The following is a 13,888-nucleotide window of genomic DNA, read 5'->3' as shown; positions in this document are numbered from 1 at the left end:
TGAGAAAATGCATTCAAATATTTATAAACTATTACCAATAAAATATCCACCTATAACATCCTATCCTCATCACGCAAATATATTATCTATCTTATCCTGTAATGAAGAAAACTTAATTTGGTTTTACAATTACTATTTTCAACTTGCAATAAAGAAAAAGCCTAACAATCGGCTTGATTTTAACATTGGTTATAGTATAATTCCTTTTATCAAGAATTGTCCTATTGTGACTTTTCATGGTTTAAGCAGGGAATTTATAAGAAAAAAGTGGGATAATATAACGGACTTTTTAATTGATGGTATTAACTCTGGTTATTATATTTATTTAGTAGTTGATAAATTTTTTGTTCCAGTTTATGAAGATCAATATATGAAATATCATACATATCATGACATTATGGTTTTCGGATATAATATACAAAATCAAAAATTTAATGTTGCTGATTTTTTTAAAAATAGCAAATACTCCTATGAAGAATCTGAGTTTTCTAAAGTAGCAGAAGGATATTACGCAAGTGACGAGTTTGATTGGCTACATGGTGTTATTCTACTGAAAAAAGATAAGTCATACCAACCTAATTTTAATACTAATATTCTTAAAAATTATATAAATGATTATTTGACATCATACAATTCTAACGCCAGAACTATTCTTATTAACACATGGTTAAACAATAAAGAGTATGCTTTTGGATTACAGGTTTATGATGTTCTTGAAAATCATCTTAAAGAAATATTAAGTCGTAATGTTGAATTTGATATTAGACCATATCATGTACTTTGGGATCATAAAAGAATGATCTTGTTATTAATAAAATATTTATTTAAGAAAGGCTATCTGCAAAATGCTGACTATTTCTATTTGGGATTTATTTTAGTGGAAAAGAAAACTTTGATTTTGCGTAATCTATTACTTAAATATAAATTTAGTCAAAACAAGGGATTAATTGAAAAAGCAATGATTAAGCTTAGAGAAATTTCTGCAAAAGAACAACAATTGTTACAAAAGTTCATGGTAAATATTAATGAAGTTGCTACTCTGTACACTCCTTCAAACTCAAAATTAAGTTGTTATAGTTTATATATTGATTATAGTGACAACTGGATAGAATCAGTTTATGAGCTTGACAGTTCATACTGTACAAATGCTATAAATGCAAATGCAAGTTTCATATTTTATGGATCTTCCATTGATTTTATAGCTAGAAAAGATAGTCGCTGTGGCTATATAGATCTCTTTATTGATGATATAAAAGAAGCAACAATAGATCTATATTCTGAAGAACTAAAATGTAATGAAATTATTTATTCAAATTCAACATTGTCTTTAGGGAATCATTTAGTCAAGGTGGTATGTAGTGGAAAGAAAAATTATAAATCTAAAGATTGCTTTATTACTTTAAGTGGGTTTGAATTTTCTTCGAACAAACACTCAGAAGTAATACCAAATACTGCTAAGTTACATTCGATTGATATGACATCTGAGGGTACGTGGTTTAATTCATTTGGTAAAGAAGGATACGAAGTTATTGGGGTTCCTTCAAAGTATCCTTTATATGTGGATATAAGATATAAAAATGCGGAATTCTATCGTTTTCCGGATACCTCAAATGATAATCGAGCTTTACAGAGCCCTAATGACTTTAAAGATAGAATTCTTGCTATCATGTGCAATCCTGATAGATTTGAAATGCAAGTGTGTATATCAGGTCCTAAAGAAAAATTAGTAACTCTTTACTTAGTGGATTTTGATAATCATGGTAGAAAAGTAAAAATTGAAATTTTTGATGAAGATAGTAAGCAGTTAATTCTTACTCATACAGTAAGTAATTATGAGAAAGGAGTCTATTTAACATTCTCAGTAAAAGGTCGAATTAATTTTATATTTAACAATATATCAAAAAATAAAATTTTATATCAAAACACAGTATTGTCTGGCGTTTTTTTTGATAGCATTTAAATACTATGCGAAAAACGTCCGTATCAAAATAATATGGATAGTTGTAAACGCTCATAGCAGATGCTGAATCCAGTGCTATTATATCTTCTGACAGAGATCCCAAAACACTTGGAGGAAAAAGATAACAACTTCTGCGAAGTTCTGCTACCCTGGTCAGATAAGCTTCCGGTTAATTGCAGAAAATCATTGTATAAATATACCGCTCGTGAGAGCGGTTGTTTTTTTGGCTGCACTCACTATGGCGCGTTTACTTACACCAAAACAAAAATAATAGTAAAAAGTCCTAAAATGAATGGGATAAAGTTCAAATATGACAACAAAATGCCGATGAAAGAGCTATAATGATGTGGTAGATGCAAATCAAACATGGGAATGGTAAGGAGGCATTATGAAACCTTACATATTTGAAGCAATCGAGCATGGGAAGAAATATCCGGCAAAAGCATTTGTAACAAGCATCGAGCATTCTAGTTTTCACTGGCACTATGAATATGAGATCATTCTGGTTTTAAAGGGGAGTATTTTGGTAAATGCCAGTCCTAAGCCAACGACGCTGGAAGCTGGTGATATTATTTTGTTAAATTCAAAAGCGATTCATGAACTGCAACGAACACAAGCTGAGAACCTATGTCTTTTTATACAAATAGGCCAAAGTCTAATTCGTGATTTTAGTGATGGGAATAAGACCTACTATTTTCATTTAAACAGTCAGTCTGTGGATCTTTTTCCAAAGCAGAATTATTGTGAGTTTGTAAGCCTGGCAGCCAAAATCGGATTAGAATTTCAGAAAAATGATATCGCCGGCTATTACCGGACAAAATCACTTTTGTTTGCATTCATCGCTGATTTGTTTGAGTTTGTGCCCTATGAGATTCACCAGAAAGCGGCTGCAACAAAAGAGAAGGAGAATCAAGTTTTGCTGATGCAGATCATTGAATTCATACAGGAAAACTTCAACCAGGAGACAAAGCTAAACCAATTATACAAAGCCCTTGGAATCGGTGAAAAAACAGTTTATCGGTTTTTAAAGTGTAATGTGGGTTTAACTACGAAAGAGCTAATCGATAATTGTAGAATCGAAGCTTCCAAGCCATTGCTTAAATTTTCCGAAAAACCCATTTGTTGTATTGCAGGCGAATGTGGGTTTGGATCAGAAAACACATTTTATCGAGTTTTTAAAAAGGAGGTGGGTGTAACACCCAATGAATATCGGCAAAATGGGACCATGTTGGATAAAAATCCAGAGGTAAAAGGTTACTTAAGTTTTAGTCAGAAAGAAGCAGTGAATCTGTTAAACAAACACATTGAAAGGAGAAATACCCATGAAGTGTAAGAAAAATCATCGCATAAGTTATACAGACAGAGCGAGAGCAATTGTTGATTCTTTGACGTTGGAAGAAAAAGTCGCCCTTATGGGAGGAAATGTATCTCATCAGGAGATGATTTCTGATATGTCAGTGGATCCAGACAAACATTATAATTATATTCCATATTCCGCAGGAGGAATTAAAAAAGCGGGTGTTCCACCTATGCTTTTTTGCGATGGTCCCAGAGGAGTGGTATGCGGAAGTGGAAAGAGTACTTGTTTTCCTGTCTCCATGTTGCGGGGAGCCTCGTTTGACACGGAATTAGAAGAAAAAATCGGTCATGCCATTGGAAAAGAAGTAAAGGCATATAAGGGGAATTTATTCGCAGGAGTCTGCATCAATCTTCCATACAATCCGGGCTGGGGTAGGAGTCAGGAGACATATGGAGAAGAATCGTTTCATTTAGGAGAGATGGGAAGTGCATTGGTTCGAGGGGTACAGGAGGAAAATGTGATCGCCTGCATCAAACACTTTGCATTTAATCAGATGGAAATTTCTCGGTTTAAAGTAAGCATAGATTGTGAGAAACGAACGGAACGGGAGGTATTTCTTCCTCATTTTAAACAATGCATTGAGGAAGGGGCAGCCTGTGTTATGAGTTCTTATAATTTATATCAGGGCATTCATTGCGGTCATCATGATTATCTCTTAAATCAAGTGTTAAAAGACGAGTGGGACTTTGATGGATTTGTTATGAGTGATTTCATTTGGGGAGTAAAAGATACCGTGGAAGCTGCCAATGGGGGGCAAAACATGGAGATGTGCTGCACTCAGTTTTTTGGAGAGAGACTAGTAGAAGCCGTTCGCAAAGGGCAAGTACCGGAATCTAAAATTGAGGATGCAGCTTTGCGGATCATTCGTACATTGCTCGCTTTTCATGAGGCTTCTGTTTCGCCCACAGAGGAAACGATATTAGGATGCAAAGATCACGTTGCATTGGCACTGCAGTCTGCAAGAGAAGGAATTACGCTGATTAAAAATGAGAATCACGTTCTACCCTTGAATAAAAAAGAGACAAAAAAAGTAGTCGTTCTTGGCAAATTAGGAGAAAAAGAGGTTATAGGGGATCACGGCTCCAGTCAGGTCCATCCTGCATATATCGTAACTCCGCTTCAGGGAATTGCAAACATAAGTCCCAAGACAGATGTCATCTATTATAGTGGGGAAAATATTGCGCATGCGAAAAAGCTGGCGAAGGAAGCAGATGCGGTCATCTTTGTAGTGGGATATGATCATGACGATGAAGGAGAGTATATTTCAGAAGACTTAAACGATTCTTATACAGGTGCTATTGGCGGAGATCGGGTAAACTCTCTAGGGCTTCATGAAGACGAAAGCCAGTTGATTCAGGAGGTAGGACCTGTAAATAAGAATTCAGTGGTCGTGCTAATTGGTGGAAATATGATAATGATGGAGGAATGGAAAGATAAAGTAAGTTCTATTTTAATGGCTTATTATGCTGGAATGGAAGGTGGTACTGCAATTGCAGAGATTTTATTTGGCGATGTAAATCCCAGTGGAAAACTTCCTTACGTAATTCCTTACAAGGAGACAGATCTACCTCAAGTGAACTGGGATACCAAAGAACAGTGGTATGATTACTATCATGGATATACAAAATTGGAGAAGGAAGGAGTTCAACCATCGTTTCCGTATGGATTTGGATTGTCTTATACAACATTTGACTTAAAAAATCCCCAGTTTTTAGTGAATGGTGAAAGCGTGACTGCAAGCTGTCAGATTACAAACACCGGTGACAGGGCTGGGACAGAAGTGGTTCAGATGTACGTTGGTTTTAAGAACTCCTCCATAGATCGTCCCGTTAAGATTTTAAGAGGATTTAAACGGATTACATTAAAAGAAAAGGAAAGTGGAATTGTTACCATATCTTGTCCTGTGAAACAGTTGTGCTGGTATAATGAAGACAAAAAAACAATGGAACTGGAGCATATGACATATGAAATTTATGTGGGAACGAGCTCTGCACCACAGGACTTATTAAGTGGTACATTTACACTATAAGGGAGGCATATCATGAAGGAGAAAGTTTCTTTTGGGGAGAAGCTGGCTTATGGAGTTGGGGATGGAGGCTGTAATTTTGTCTGGACTACCATTGGTTCATTTCTAACCTTATATTATACAGATAGTGTAGGAATCAGTGCTGCAGTTGTTGGAACGATAATGCTGTTGACCAGACTTTTAGATGGACTCAGTGATTTGGGTATGGGAGCCTTGATTGACAAAACTCATACCCGGTGGGGAAAGGCTCGTCCGTGGGTGTTGTGGAGTTCGATTCCCATGGCCGTTGGTTTAATTTTGTTGTTTCACGTGCCAGATCAATTTCATATGCAGGGGAAGATCATTTATGCAATGATTACTTATGTCTTTCTTGCAGCGTTTGCTTATACGGCATGTAATTTGTCCTATAACACGCTACTGTCCCTGATTACAACGGAACAAAATGACAGAACTTCTATGAGTACCATACGGTTTATTTGCACGTTAATTGCCATTTTATTTATTTCCTATAGTACAATGCATTTTGTTGGCTGGTTCGGTTGGGGAGGAATGTCAGTAATTTATGGACTCATTGCCTTTGCTTTATTACTGGTTACATTTTTTGGAACGAAAGAACGGTATGTGCCGCTGAAAAGACAACAAGAGAATCCTTTGGGACTTTTACAATCCTTTCATATTCTATTTAAAAATAAATACTTTATCTTTGTTACATTACTTTTTGTAGTAAACTATGTAGTAATGGGGTTGCAGGGGGGCGCTGGAATCTATTATGCCAGGGATGTATTGGGGAATGCAGGAGCATTTGGCACTTTAGTATTAGCGGGTTTTCTTCCCATGCTGATTGGATTGCCATTATTTCCGATTCTTGCGAAAACCTTCGGAAAGTGGAAATGTATGATGTTTGGATATGGAATGCAGCTTGTGGGTTTACTTCTAATGATTGCTTTTCCTGTCTATTTACCAATGATTTTAATTGGTCTATCGTTAAAAGGTTTTGGTAGTATTCCTCACACCGCTGGTTTGTTTGCATTGGTGGCAGATGTGGTGGATTATGGGGAGTGGAGAACAAAAGAACGTCTAGATGGACTTACATACAGTGCAACAAGTTTTGGGATGAAAGTCGGTACCGGACTTGGTACAGCATTGGTGGGGTGGATCCTTGCATTTGGAAACTATGATCCCAATGCTTCCATTCAAACAGCAAAGACAATAGTAGCAATGAAGGCATTGTATATCTATATTCCTTTTGTGTTTGTTTTGCTCGGGATTATTGTACTTTTCTTTACCAATATTGACCGGATCTATCCGATTATTATTTCAGAACTGGAACAGCGAAGGAAAGAGTAGAGCGTTATTACAAAATTCAAACGGAAGTGGCTTTTTAATATAGTCTACTTCCGTTTTTATATGGAGAAATTTATGGTTCTTGGAAAATAGGAAACCGTTTTGGAGGTAAATGCGTAAATATAATAAATGCTATTAGTAACAAAAATACGCCAAAAGATAAAGGCCTATCATATTTACCAAACGTACAATGAATCGTAAAAAAGTAATAGCAGATAAAGGCAATAATAATTGATATAAGAAAAGTAAGGATGTCAAGAATCAGGAAATTGCGACCAAGTAAATTTGTATAGGTATAAAAAATAATGGGTATCAAAAAGGTTCCAATCAATATACTTGCACTAAACGCAGATGACTTACAGGAATCATTAGTTGTTCCTAATGTAAATAAGCCATATACCAGCATGGGAAAGAAAAGCATTTTCATATGCTCCCAGACAGATTCATTAACAGGTGAAAAATATCCAACAATACTATTATTTCCAGACCATTCATAAGTAAAATGCAAAAGGGTACCAACAATAAATACAAATAGGATGCCAAAGAAAATTTTATAAAAGTCCATATGTATTTCCTTTCCACGTAAGATAGAATAATAAAATCTTTGAGCAGGGCCACAAGTGTCTACGACCCTGCCAATGATAACATGTACTTACTTGGCTGCTTTTTCGGAAAAAGAAGTCGTCACTAAAGTTTCATAAGGAACCCGTTTACTTAGTTCTCCGGATTCCACTAGAATATTTTGCAAGAGTTCAAAACTGTCTTTTTTAAAAATCGTATCCTCTTTCCAAGTGTCCTGTTCTTTGTAACGGTTTACAATTGCTGTTATATTCTCCACATCTGATTCTTTGAACTGGGGCTTAATAACTTTTGCAATTTCCTCTGGAGAATGAGAATTCACATATTTCAGTCCTTTTTGAATGGCATTGGTAAATTTCTGAACGGTTTCTGGATTTTTTTCCAAATAGCTTTTCTTTACACTGTAGGCAGTGTAAGGAACATAGCCAGAATCAACGCCTAAGGATGCAACTACATATCCGTTGCCTTCGTTTTCCAGCCCCGATGCAAACGGTTCAAATTCAACCGTATAATCGGCATCGTTACTAGTAAAAGCAGCCGCTGTAAGTCCGAAATTAATACTTTGATCGATGTTAACATCCACAGCGGGATCAATACCATGTTTCTTTAAGATGTATTCAAAAACCATTTCTGGCATTCCTCCAGCTCTGCCTCCCAGTATCTTTTTCTCTTTTAAATTATCCCATTTAAAATCATTTTCTTTTTGTCTTCCAACCAAGAAGTTCCCTGCTCGTTGTGTTAATTGTGCAAAATTAACAGCGTAATCTTCCGATCCGTTTGCATACGTGTAGATACTAGCTTCTGACCCCATAAATCCAATGTCGGCATCTCCAGATATGAGTGCGGTCATAACCTTGTCAGCGCCCGCTCCGTTAACCAGAGTTAAATCAATCCCTTCATCCTTAAAATAACCCAATTCAATGGCTGCGTATTGGGGTGCGTAGAAGATGGAATGAGCGACTTCATTTAAAGTGACCGAAGTCATATCAGAGTTTTTTGCCTTGGATGAGCAGGCGGTTAAACTTAAGATGAAAACACCGGTCATTATAGCGGTCAGAAAAAAGTGATAGGCTTTTCTCATAAAATCCTCCTTTGGAAATCTTAATACTACATAGTATTAAAAGATTACGGGAAGGTACCTTGTCTTAAGAAAAATCACAAATCATTGACTGTTCAATAACATGGTAAAAAAGTGGTTGGATTTGCTTTCTGGCTTTTGACCTGCAGGCGGTTAGGGAGAAGGACAGCATAAATGCGGCAAGGATTAAGGCAAGTGTCTTTTTCATAGAATTCTCCCTCCATTTTTCATACTACTGTTATCATATGAAGGCAGGCCGATAGGGGTACCCTATTTAAAGAAATCTTTCTGAAAAGATGGAATAAGAAATTAAACTATGTTATACTGCTATAGTAAAATTACAAAAGCAGGAGATATGCAATGAACTATCGGATGATTGTGTTGGACTTGGATGGTACTTTGACCAATCGGGATAAGGTGATCACCCCCAGGACCAAAGAGGCACTTTTAAAGTTTAAACAGCAGGGCGGTGTGATCGTTCTGGCTTCCGGACGGCCTACTTATGGAGTCATGCCTCTGGCAAAGGAGCTGAAGCTTCAGGAATCAGGCGGCTATATTTTGTCCTTTAACGGGGGACGTATGATTGATTGCAGAACCGGAGAGACCATATTTGCGAAAGAACTACCGATTTCTTCGAATCAAAGAATTATTCACATGGCGAAAGAGTATGGGGTTAACATTCTGACCTATGAAGACGATTTGATCATCACTCCGAATGCGTCGGATGAATATGTACAGAAAGAAGCTTCCATTAATAAGTTAAAAGTTAAAGAGATTTCAGATATGGAACACTATGTACAGTTTCCTGTGGTCAAGTATTTAATGTTAGAAGAGGGAGACTATCTTGCTATGGTAGAACCCAAAGTCAAGGCTTCATTAGGCCGAGATTACAGTGTTTATCGGTCAGAACCGTTTTTTCTTGAGATTCTTCCCAAAGGAATTGACAAAGCGTCAAGCCTTGAACGGCTATTATTAAGGCTTGGTATGTCAAAGGAGGAGATGATTGCTTGTGGAGATGGGTATAATGACTTATCTATGATAAAGTATGCAGGTCTTGGCGTTGCCATGGAAAATGCAGTTTTGCCTGTTCGGAAAGCGGCAGATTTTGTGACGCATTCCAATGACGAAGACGGCATTGCTCATGTAATTGATACGTTTATTTTTTCCGAATGATGCTAGGGGTGGACTTTACAACTTTAGTATGTTAAACTTACAATAAGAGCAAAGGAATATAAAGGGGATTGAACGATAATATGAATAAGAAAATTAAGACAGATGCCGTTGATCATCTGTTTGAGGCCATTTTAACTCTAAAGACACCAGAAGATTGTTATACATTTTTCGAGGATGTGTGTACCGTGAATGAACTGTTAAGTTTATCTCAAAGGTATGAGGTGGCTAAAATGCTAAGAGAAGGTCGTACCTATTTAGAGATAGCAGAAAAAACAGGAGCGTCTACCGCAACGATCAGTCGGGTTAATCGTTCCTTAAATTATGGAAACGACGGCTATGATATGGTATTTAAGCGATTAGATGATAGCAAAGAAGAATAAGAAAGCAGGGGACATACCGTAGAAGGTACTGTCTCCTGCTTTTTATCTTATAGAAAATAAGACATTACTTTTTCTTTTTAGTCGGCTCCGTATCACCAAGATCATCAATTAACCGTTCAATCACCTGTTTTTTTAAATAAACATCAAAAGAAAGTTCACAGATCCAGGAAAACAGGCGCATATATTCAAGGTCCCCATCCTCTAACCCTTTTCCTTCAAATGTTTTAGAAGAGTGATGATACTTTTGAATGATATCATCCTTTATATGTTCTAATTCTTCTTCCTCCTGAGATAAAATTGCGCTGTATATCTCTTCAAAGGGCAAACCATTGGAAGAACTAAAATGTTTCTCGGTCAGTGGGCGGAACAGTTGCTCGATATCATGAAAGGATATTAGATTTTTAAAATAATATATAAAGATAAGTAGTACCATATGTTCTTTGGCATACTTCTTTTTCACGGGAGCAGGGAGCAGATTGTTCTTCGCATAATTATTAATCATGGTTTTTGTAAGAACTTTATCTTCCGGATAGCGTTTCGTCTTTTTTAAATGTTCATCCATGAACGTAGTGACTTGGTCCATATATAGATCAATATTTGGTATGGTATCTGGTTTGATATGGTTTAATTGGTCTAGATGCTTTAAGACATCCTGCATTCTTTCTTCATTGGTCTTCATAGTTCCTCCGTTCTGTGCAGCATGGCAAACACTAGGATTAATAAATCCCTTCATCATATTATATAGTATTCAATACCAGATGACAAGAGGAAAAACCTTATAAAACAGTTTCTTGACATTTTTAGAATGTATGTTAATCTAGAATTAACAGTTAAAAATGAAAAGGAGATCCATAACGATAAAAGATACAGACATACAGAGAGTACACGACGAAGGGATAATTAAGAATAAATTCTGGGATTGTACTCTTTTTTTGTATAAAAAGGACAAAAAATCAGAGGTTTGTAGAATTTAAGGATTTTTTGCGAAAGAAATGGGTTGCATATTAGCAGACTTATATTATAATAAATTGAGGAAGTTTGTAAGACTTCGAATAAATGTTAGGATGGAAGTTGGTACTTTTAGATGACAGTGAAGGAAGCGGCTGTAGATTATCTGAGTCAGATACCTATGTGGACCAGAAAGAAAAATTCTCTGGAGGATATTCGCATCTTTCTAAAAGAGATGGGGGAACCGGATGAGGGGATGAAGATTATTCATGTTGCCGGAACCAATGGCAAAGGATCCGTCTGTGCGTTTCTTCAATCCGTACTTCTAAAGGCGGGGTATAGAGTGGGAACTTTTACATCCCCACATTTGCTGGAGATTAGAGAACGTTTTATGATTCAGGGAGAGAAAACGTCTTGGAACGTGTTTTTAGATAGTTTTAGTACAGTTCGGGTACTTGTAGAGAAAATGATGGACAAAGGGTATAACCACCCATCTTATTTTGAGTTTTTGTTTTATATGGCTCTTTCAATGTTTCAGAAAGAGAAGATGGAGGTTGTGATTTTAGAAACCGGTATGGGAGGAAGATTGGATACTACGAATGTAATTCGAAATCCCATGGTGGCTGTAATTACTTCCATTAGTCTAGACCATACGGAAATTCTTGGTGATACCATAGAAAAGATAGCAATGGAAAAAGCAGGAATCATAAAAGAAGGGGTTCCGGTTGTATATGATGGAAATGATCAGAAAGCTGTTTCTGTTATAAAAGACAGAGCAAGTAAACTCCATTCGCCTTGCTATTCCATGGACAGGCATGCATACACCATTAACAATATAAATGAAACGGGGATTCATGCCTCTTTGCAAAAGAAAGAGGGGGACTTTGTTTCCCTGTTTATTCCATCTCCTGCAGATTATCAGGTAAGGAATGGACTTTTGGCACTTCGGGCATTGGAGGTATCTGGGCTTTTTGAGAATGAAAATCCAGAAGTTTTTAACCAATGGCTGATAAGTGGTTATGCCAGCATGCACTGGCCAGGTAGAATGGAAGAAGTGTTGCCAGGAGTATTCTTAGATGGGGCACATAATCCAGGAGGGATTGAAGCGTTTATAAAGACAGCTGCGGATTTGTGCATGAGGAGAAAGAAACGTGCATTTGTATTATTTTCAGCCGTTATTGGGAAAGACCACCATAAGATGATCCACAAAATCACCAGATTGCTACCTCTTGATTTAGCTGCAGTTGCTCATATAAGTTCTGAGAGAGGACTTAAGACAGGAATTTTGTTCGAAGAGTTTGAAGCCCCCCACGAGTGTGAGGTTGAAAGATTTGAGGAGGTAGAAGAAGCATTTTTATCTATGCTTCGTAATCTGGATGAAGGACATTTGCTATTTTGTGTCGGATCCCTTTATTTAATCGGGGAGATAAAAGCAGTATTAAGGAGGAATGGTTATGATTGATTTTGAAGCTGAGATTGATAAATATAGGCCGAGCCTTGAGGTGGATGCCGTAGAAGATGCCATTGTCAGAAGTGATTTAACCGATATGAATGATCTGATGATGGATTTAATCAAAGAAGTCAGCAAAGAATAGGCGGTTGCTATATGGATTATCAAAGAAAAACCCGCGTAATAGCAAATAGCTATTATAACAAAGGCCTGGAACAGGCAAGGCTCAGAGATCTTTCAGGAGCAGCAGAAAGTCTGAAAAAAAGTCTGCATTTTAACAAATATATGACAGATGCCAGAAATTTATTGGGACTTATTTACTACGAAATCGGAGAAGTGGGAGATGCACTAGTTCAGTGGGTAATTAGCATGAATTTGCAAGCCCAGGATAACCGGGCAGACGATTACTTAGGTGAGATACAACGGAAAAAAGGGACCATGGATTTAGAACGTAAAACAATTCGCCGGTTTAATCAGGCATTGATTTATTGCCAGAGTGGCAGTGAAGATCTCGCCATTTTACAGCTGAATAAAGTAATAGAAAGTAAGCCCAACTATCTAAAAGCCCAGTTATTGTTTGCACTTTTGTGTATGGGTAGGGAAGAGTATCAAAAAGCCGGGAAATCCATAAGTAGGGTGCTGCAGATTGACCGGAACCATAAAATAGCACTGTATTATAAGACTTTGGTGAAAAAATTCGGTGTAAATGTGAAAACAGAGCGGGAACCGGAAAAAAGAAAACTTAAGAGTGTGATCTCCCATAGGCAGATGGAAGATGATGATGTGATTATACCGCCGAGTTATAAGGAAAACACCAGAGATCAGGCAGTTCTTAATATTTTGGCCGGGCTTTTACTTGGTGCTGCAGTTGTGTTTTTCTGGGTTATGCCAGCAATCACCAAATCCATCAATGTAAAGCATAACAAAGAGATGTTAAAATACAGCGAAGAATTAAGTCAGTCCAATCAAAAGGTGGATAGCTTATCAGATCAGATAGAGACATTGATGGCAGATAAGAGCAAAGCCGAAGAATCTCTTGCATCCATGACGAATGATTCTGACAGTATACTTGCCCAATATCAGGCTGTGATTGGAATTTTGCAGGCATATAAAAAAGATGAATTTACATCTGCAGTTAAGATATATGCCGTTTTAAACCCAGATCTAATTGCTTCCACAGATGTACAGGCAATTATAGTAGAGATTAAGAAAGATATGACGGAAAAGGGGTGCCCCATTTTGGAGGGATTGGGAGACAAAGCAGTGTCTTCGGGAGACCAACAAACAGCACTTACATATTATGCCAAATGCATTGAGTTAAAACCTGACAGCTGGGAGGCGAAATTTAAGTCCGCTGTCATATACAAAGGATTGGATCAGAAAGATCAGGCCAATGGACTGTTTTCTGATATCATAAATAACAGCAAAGATGAAGAGTTATCTGCGAAGGCAAAATCAGAACGAGGTTTTTAGGTAGCAGATATCGAAAAAAGACGCGACAGAAGAGGAATCTTTTTGTGGTGTCTTTTTTTCTTCAACCGGATTAATTGCTGCAATGAAACACTCTTCTTAGGGATTGCGGTCAGACAA

General features: G+C 37.1%; 13 protein-coding genes. 9 read left to right on the top strand and 4 right to left on the bottom strand.

Going from position 1 to position 13,888, the window contains the following annotated elements; all coding sequences use genetic code 11:
- The first annotated feature begins 7 nt into the window (after positions 1-7).
- The 4 genes from EFT72_RS06590 to EFT72_RS06575 all read left to right on the top strand — a co-directional run bounded on the left by EFT72_RS06590 (position 8) and on the right by EFT72_RS06575 (position 6,693).
- Positions 8-1,960, top strand: a complete 1,953-nt coding sequence (locus tag EFT72_RS06590) for a hypothetical protein (RefSeq protein ID WP_124066119.1) — start codon at positions 8-10, stop codon at positions 1,958-1,960.
- 388 nt (positions 1,961-2,348) lie between these two features.
- Positions 2,349-3,293, top strand: coding sequence for an AraC family transcriptional regulator (locus EFT72_RS06585; protein WP_124066118.1), 945 nt, complete (start codon positions 2,349-2,351; stop codon positions 3,291-3,293).
- The gene (locus EFT72_RS06580; protein WP_124066117.1) at positions 3,283-5,349 is read left to right on the top strand and encodes a glycoside hydrolase family 3 C-terminal domain-containing protein; all 2,067 of its coding nucleotides are present in this window, start codon (positions 3,283-3,285) and stop codon (positions 5,347-5,349) included. The genes EFT72_RS06585 and EFT72_RS06580 overlap by 11 nt, the downstream gene beginning before the upstream one ends.
- 12 nt (positions 5,350-5,361) lie before the next feature.
- Positions 5,362-6,693, top strand: coding sequence for an MFS transporter (locus tag EFT72_RS06575; RefSeq protein WP_124066116.1), 1,332 nt, complete (start codon positions 5,362-5,364; stop codon positions 6,691-6,693).
- Between the two features lie 70 nt (positions 6,694-6,763).
- Here EFT72_RS06575 and EFT72_RS06570 read toward each other — a convergent pair whose 3' ends face one another.
- The 3 genes from EFT72_RS06570 to EFT72_RS19210 all read right to left on the bottom strand — a co-directional run bounded on the left by EFT72_RS06570 (position 6,764) and on the right by EFT72_RS19210 (position 8,555).
- The gene (locus tag EFT72_RS06570) at positions 6,764-7,255 is read right to left on the bottom strand and encodes a DUF6512 family protein (protein WP_124066115.1); all 492 of its coding nucleotides are present in this window, start codon (positions 7,253-7,255) and stop codon (positions 6,764-6,766) included.
- 87 nt (positions 7,256-7,342) lie between these two features.
- Entirely contained in the window at positions 7,343-8,314 is a 972-nt protein-coding gene (locus tag EFT72_RS06565; protein ID WP_347561853.1) for an ABC transporter substrate-binding protein, read from the bottom strand.
- Between the two features lie 100 nt (positions 8,315-8,414).
- Positions 8,415-8,555 (bottom strand): hypothetical protein, encoded by a 141-nt coding sequence (locus tag EFT72_RS19210; RefSeq protein ID WP_164473100.1) that lies wholly within the window; start codon positions 8,553-8,555, stop codon positions 8,415-8,417.
- Between the two features lie 152 nt (positions 8,556-8,707).
- Here EFT72_RS19210 and EFT72_RS06560 point away from each other — a divergent pair, with 152 nt between their 5' ends.
- Both EFT72_RS06560 and EFT72_RS06555 read left to right on the top strand, forming a co-directional pair.
- Complete coding sequence (locus EFT72_RS06560) at positions 8,708-9,520, top strand: Cof-type HAD-IIB family hydrolase (RefSeq protein WP_124066113.1); 813 nt, start codon at positions 8,708-8,710, stop codon at positions 9,518-9,520.
- Positions 9,521-9,600: 80 nt separating this feature from the next.
- The gene (locus EFT72_RS06555) at positions 9,601-9,900 is read left to right on the top strand and encodes a YerC/YecD family TrpR-related protein (protein ID WP_124066112.1); all 300 of its coding nucleotides are present in this window, start codon (positions 9,601-9,603) and stop codon (positions 9,898-9,900) included.
- A 64-nt stretch (positions 9,901-9,964) separates the two neighbouring features.
- Here EFT72_RS06555 and EFT72_RS06550 read toward each other — a convergent pair whose 3' ends face one another.
- Complete coding sequence (locus EFT72_RS06550; RefSeq protein WP_124066111.1) at positions 9,965-10,579, bottom strand: DUF1836 domain-containing protein; 615 nt, start codon at positions 10,577-10,579, stop codon at positions 9,965-9,967.
- A gap of 405 nt (positions 10,580-10,984) precedes the next feature.
- Here EFT72_RS06550 and EFT72_RS06545 point away from each other — a divergent pair, with 405 nt between their 5' ends.
- From EFT72_RS06545 to EFT72_RS06540, 3 genes are read left to right on the top strand one after another with little or no spacing between them, the layout of a single operon-like run.
- Positions 10,985-12,310 carry a Mur ligase family protein gene (locus EFT72_RS06545; protein WP_124066110.1) on the top strand — a complete coding sequence of 442 codons (1,326 nt, stop codon included), beginning with the start codon at positions 10,985-10,987 and terminating at the stop codon, positions 12,308-12,310.
- Positions 12,303-12,443 carry a hypothetical protein gene (locus EFT72_RS19205; RefSeq protein WP_164473099.1) on the top strand — a complete coding sequence of 47 codons (141 nt, stop codon included), beginning with the start codon at positions 12,303-12,305 and terminating at the stop codon, positions 12,441-12,443. Before EFT72_RS06545 ends, EFT72_RS19205 begins: the two co-directional genes overlap by 8 nt.
- Before the next feature lie 11 nt (positions 12,444-12,454).
- Entirely contained in the window at positions 12,455-13,771 is a 1,317-nt protein-coding gene (locus EFT72_RS06540; RefSeq protein WP_124066109.1) for a hypothetical protein, read from the top strand.
- The last annotated feature ends 117 nt before the right edge of the window (positions 13,772-13,888 follow it).

Source organism: Clostridium sp. E02, from assembly GCF_003833015.1.
Taxonomy (GTDB): Bacteria; Bacillota; Clostridia; order Lachnospirales; family Lachnospiraceae; genus Lacrimispora.
The sequence above is the reverse complement of the archived record's forward strand: the minus strand, read 5'-3'. Positions and strand labels throughout refer to the sequence as shown.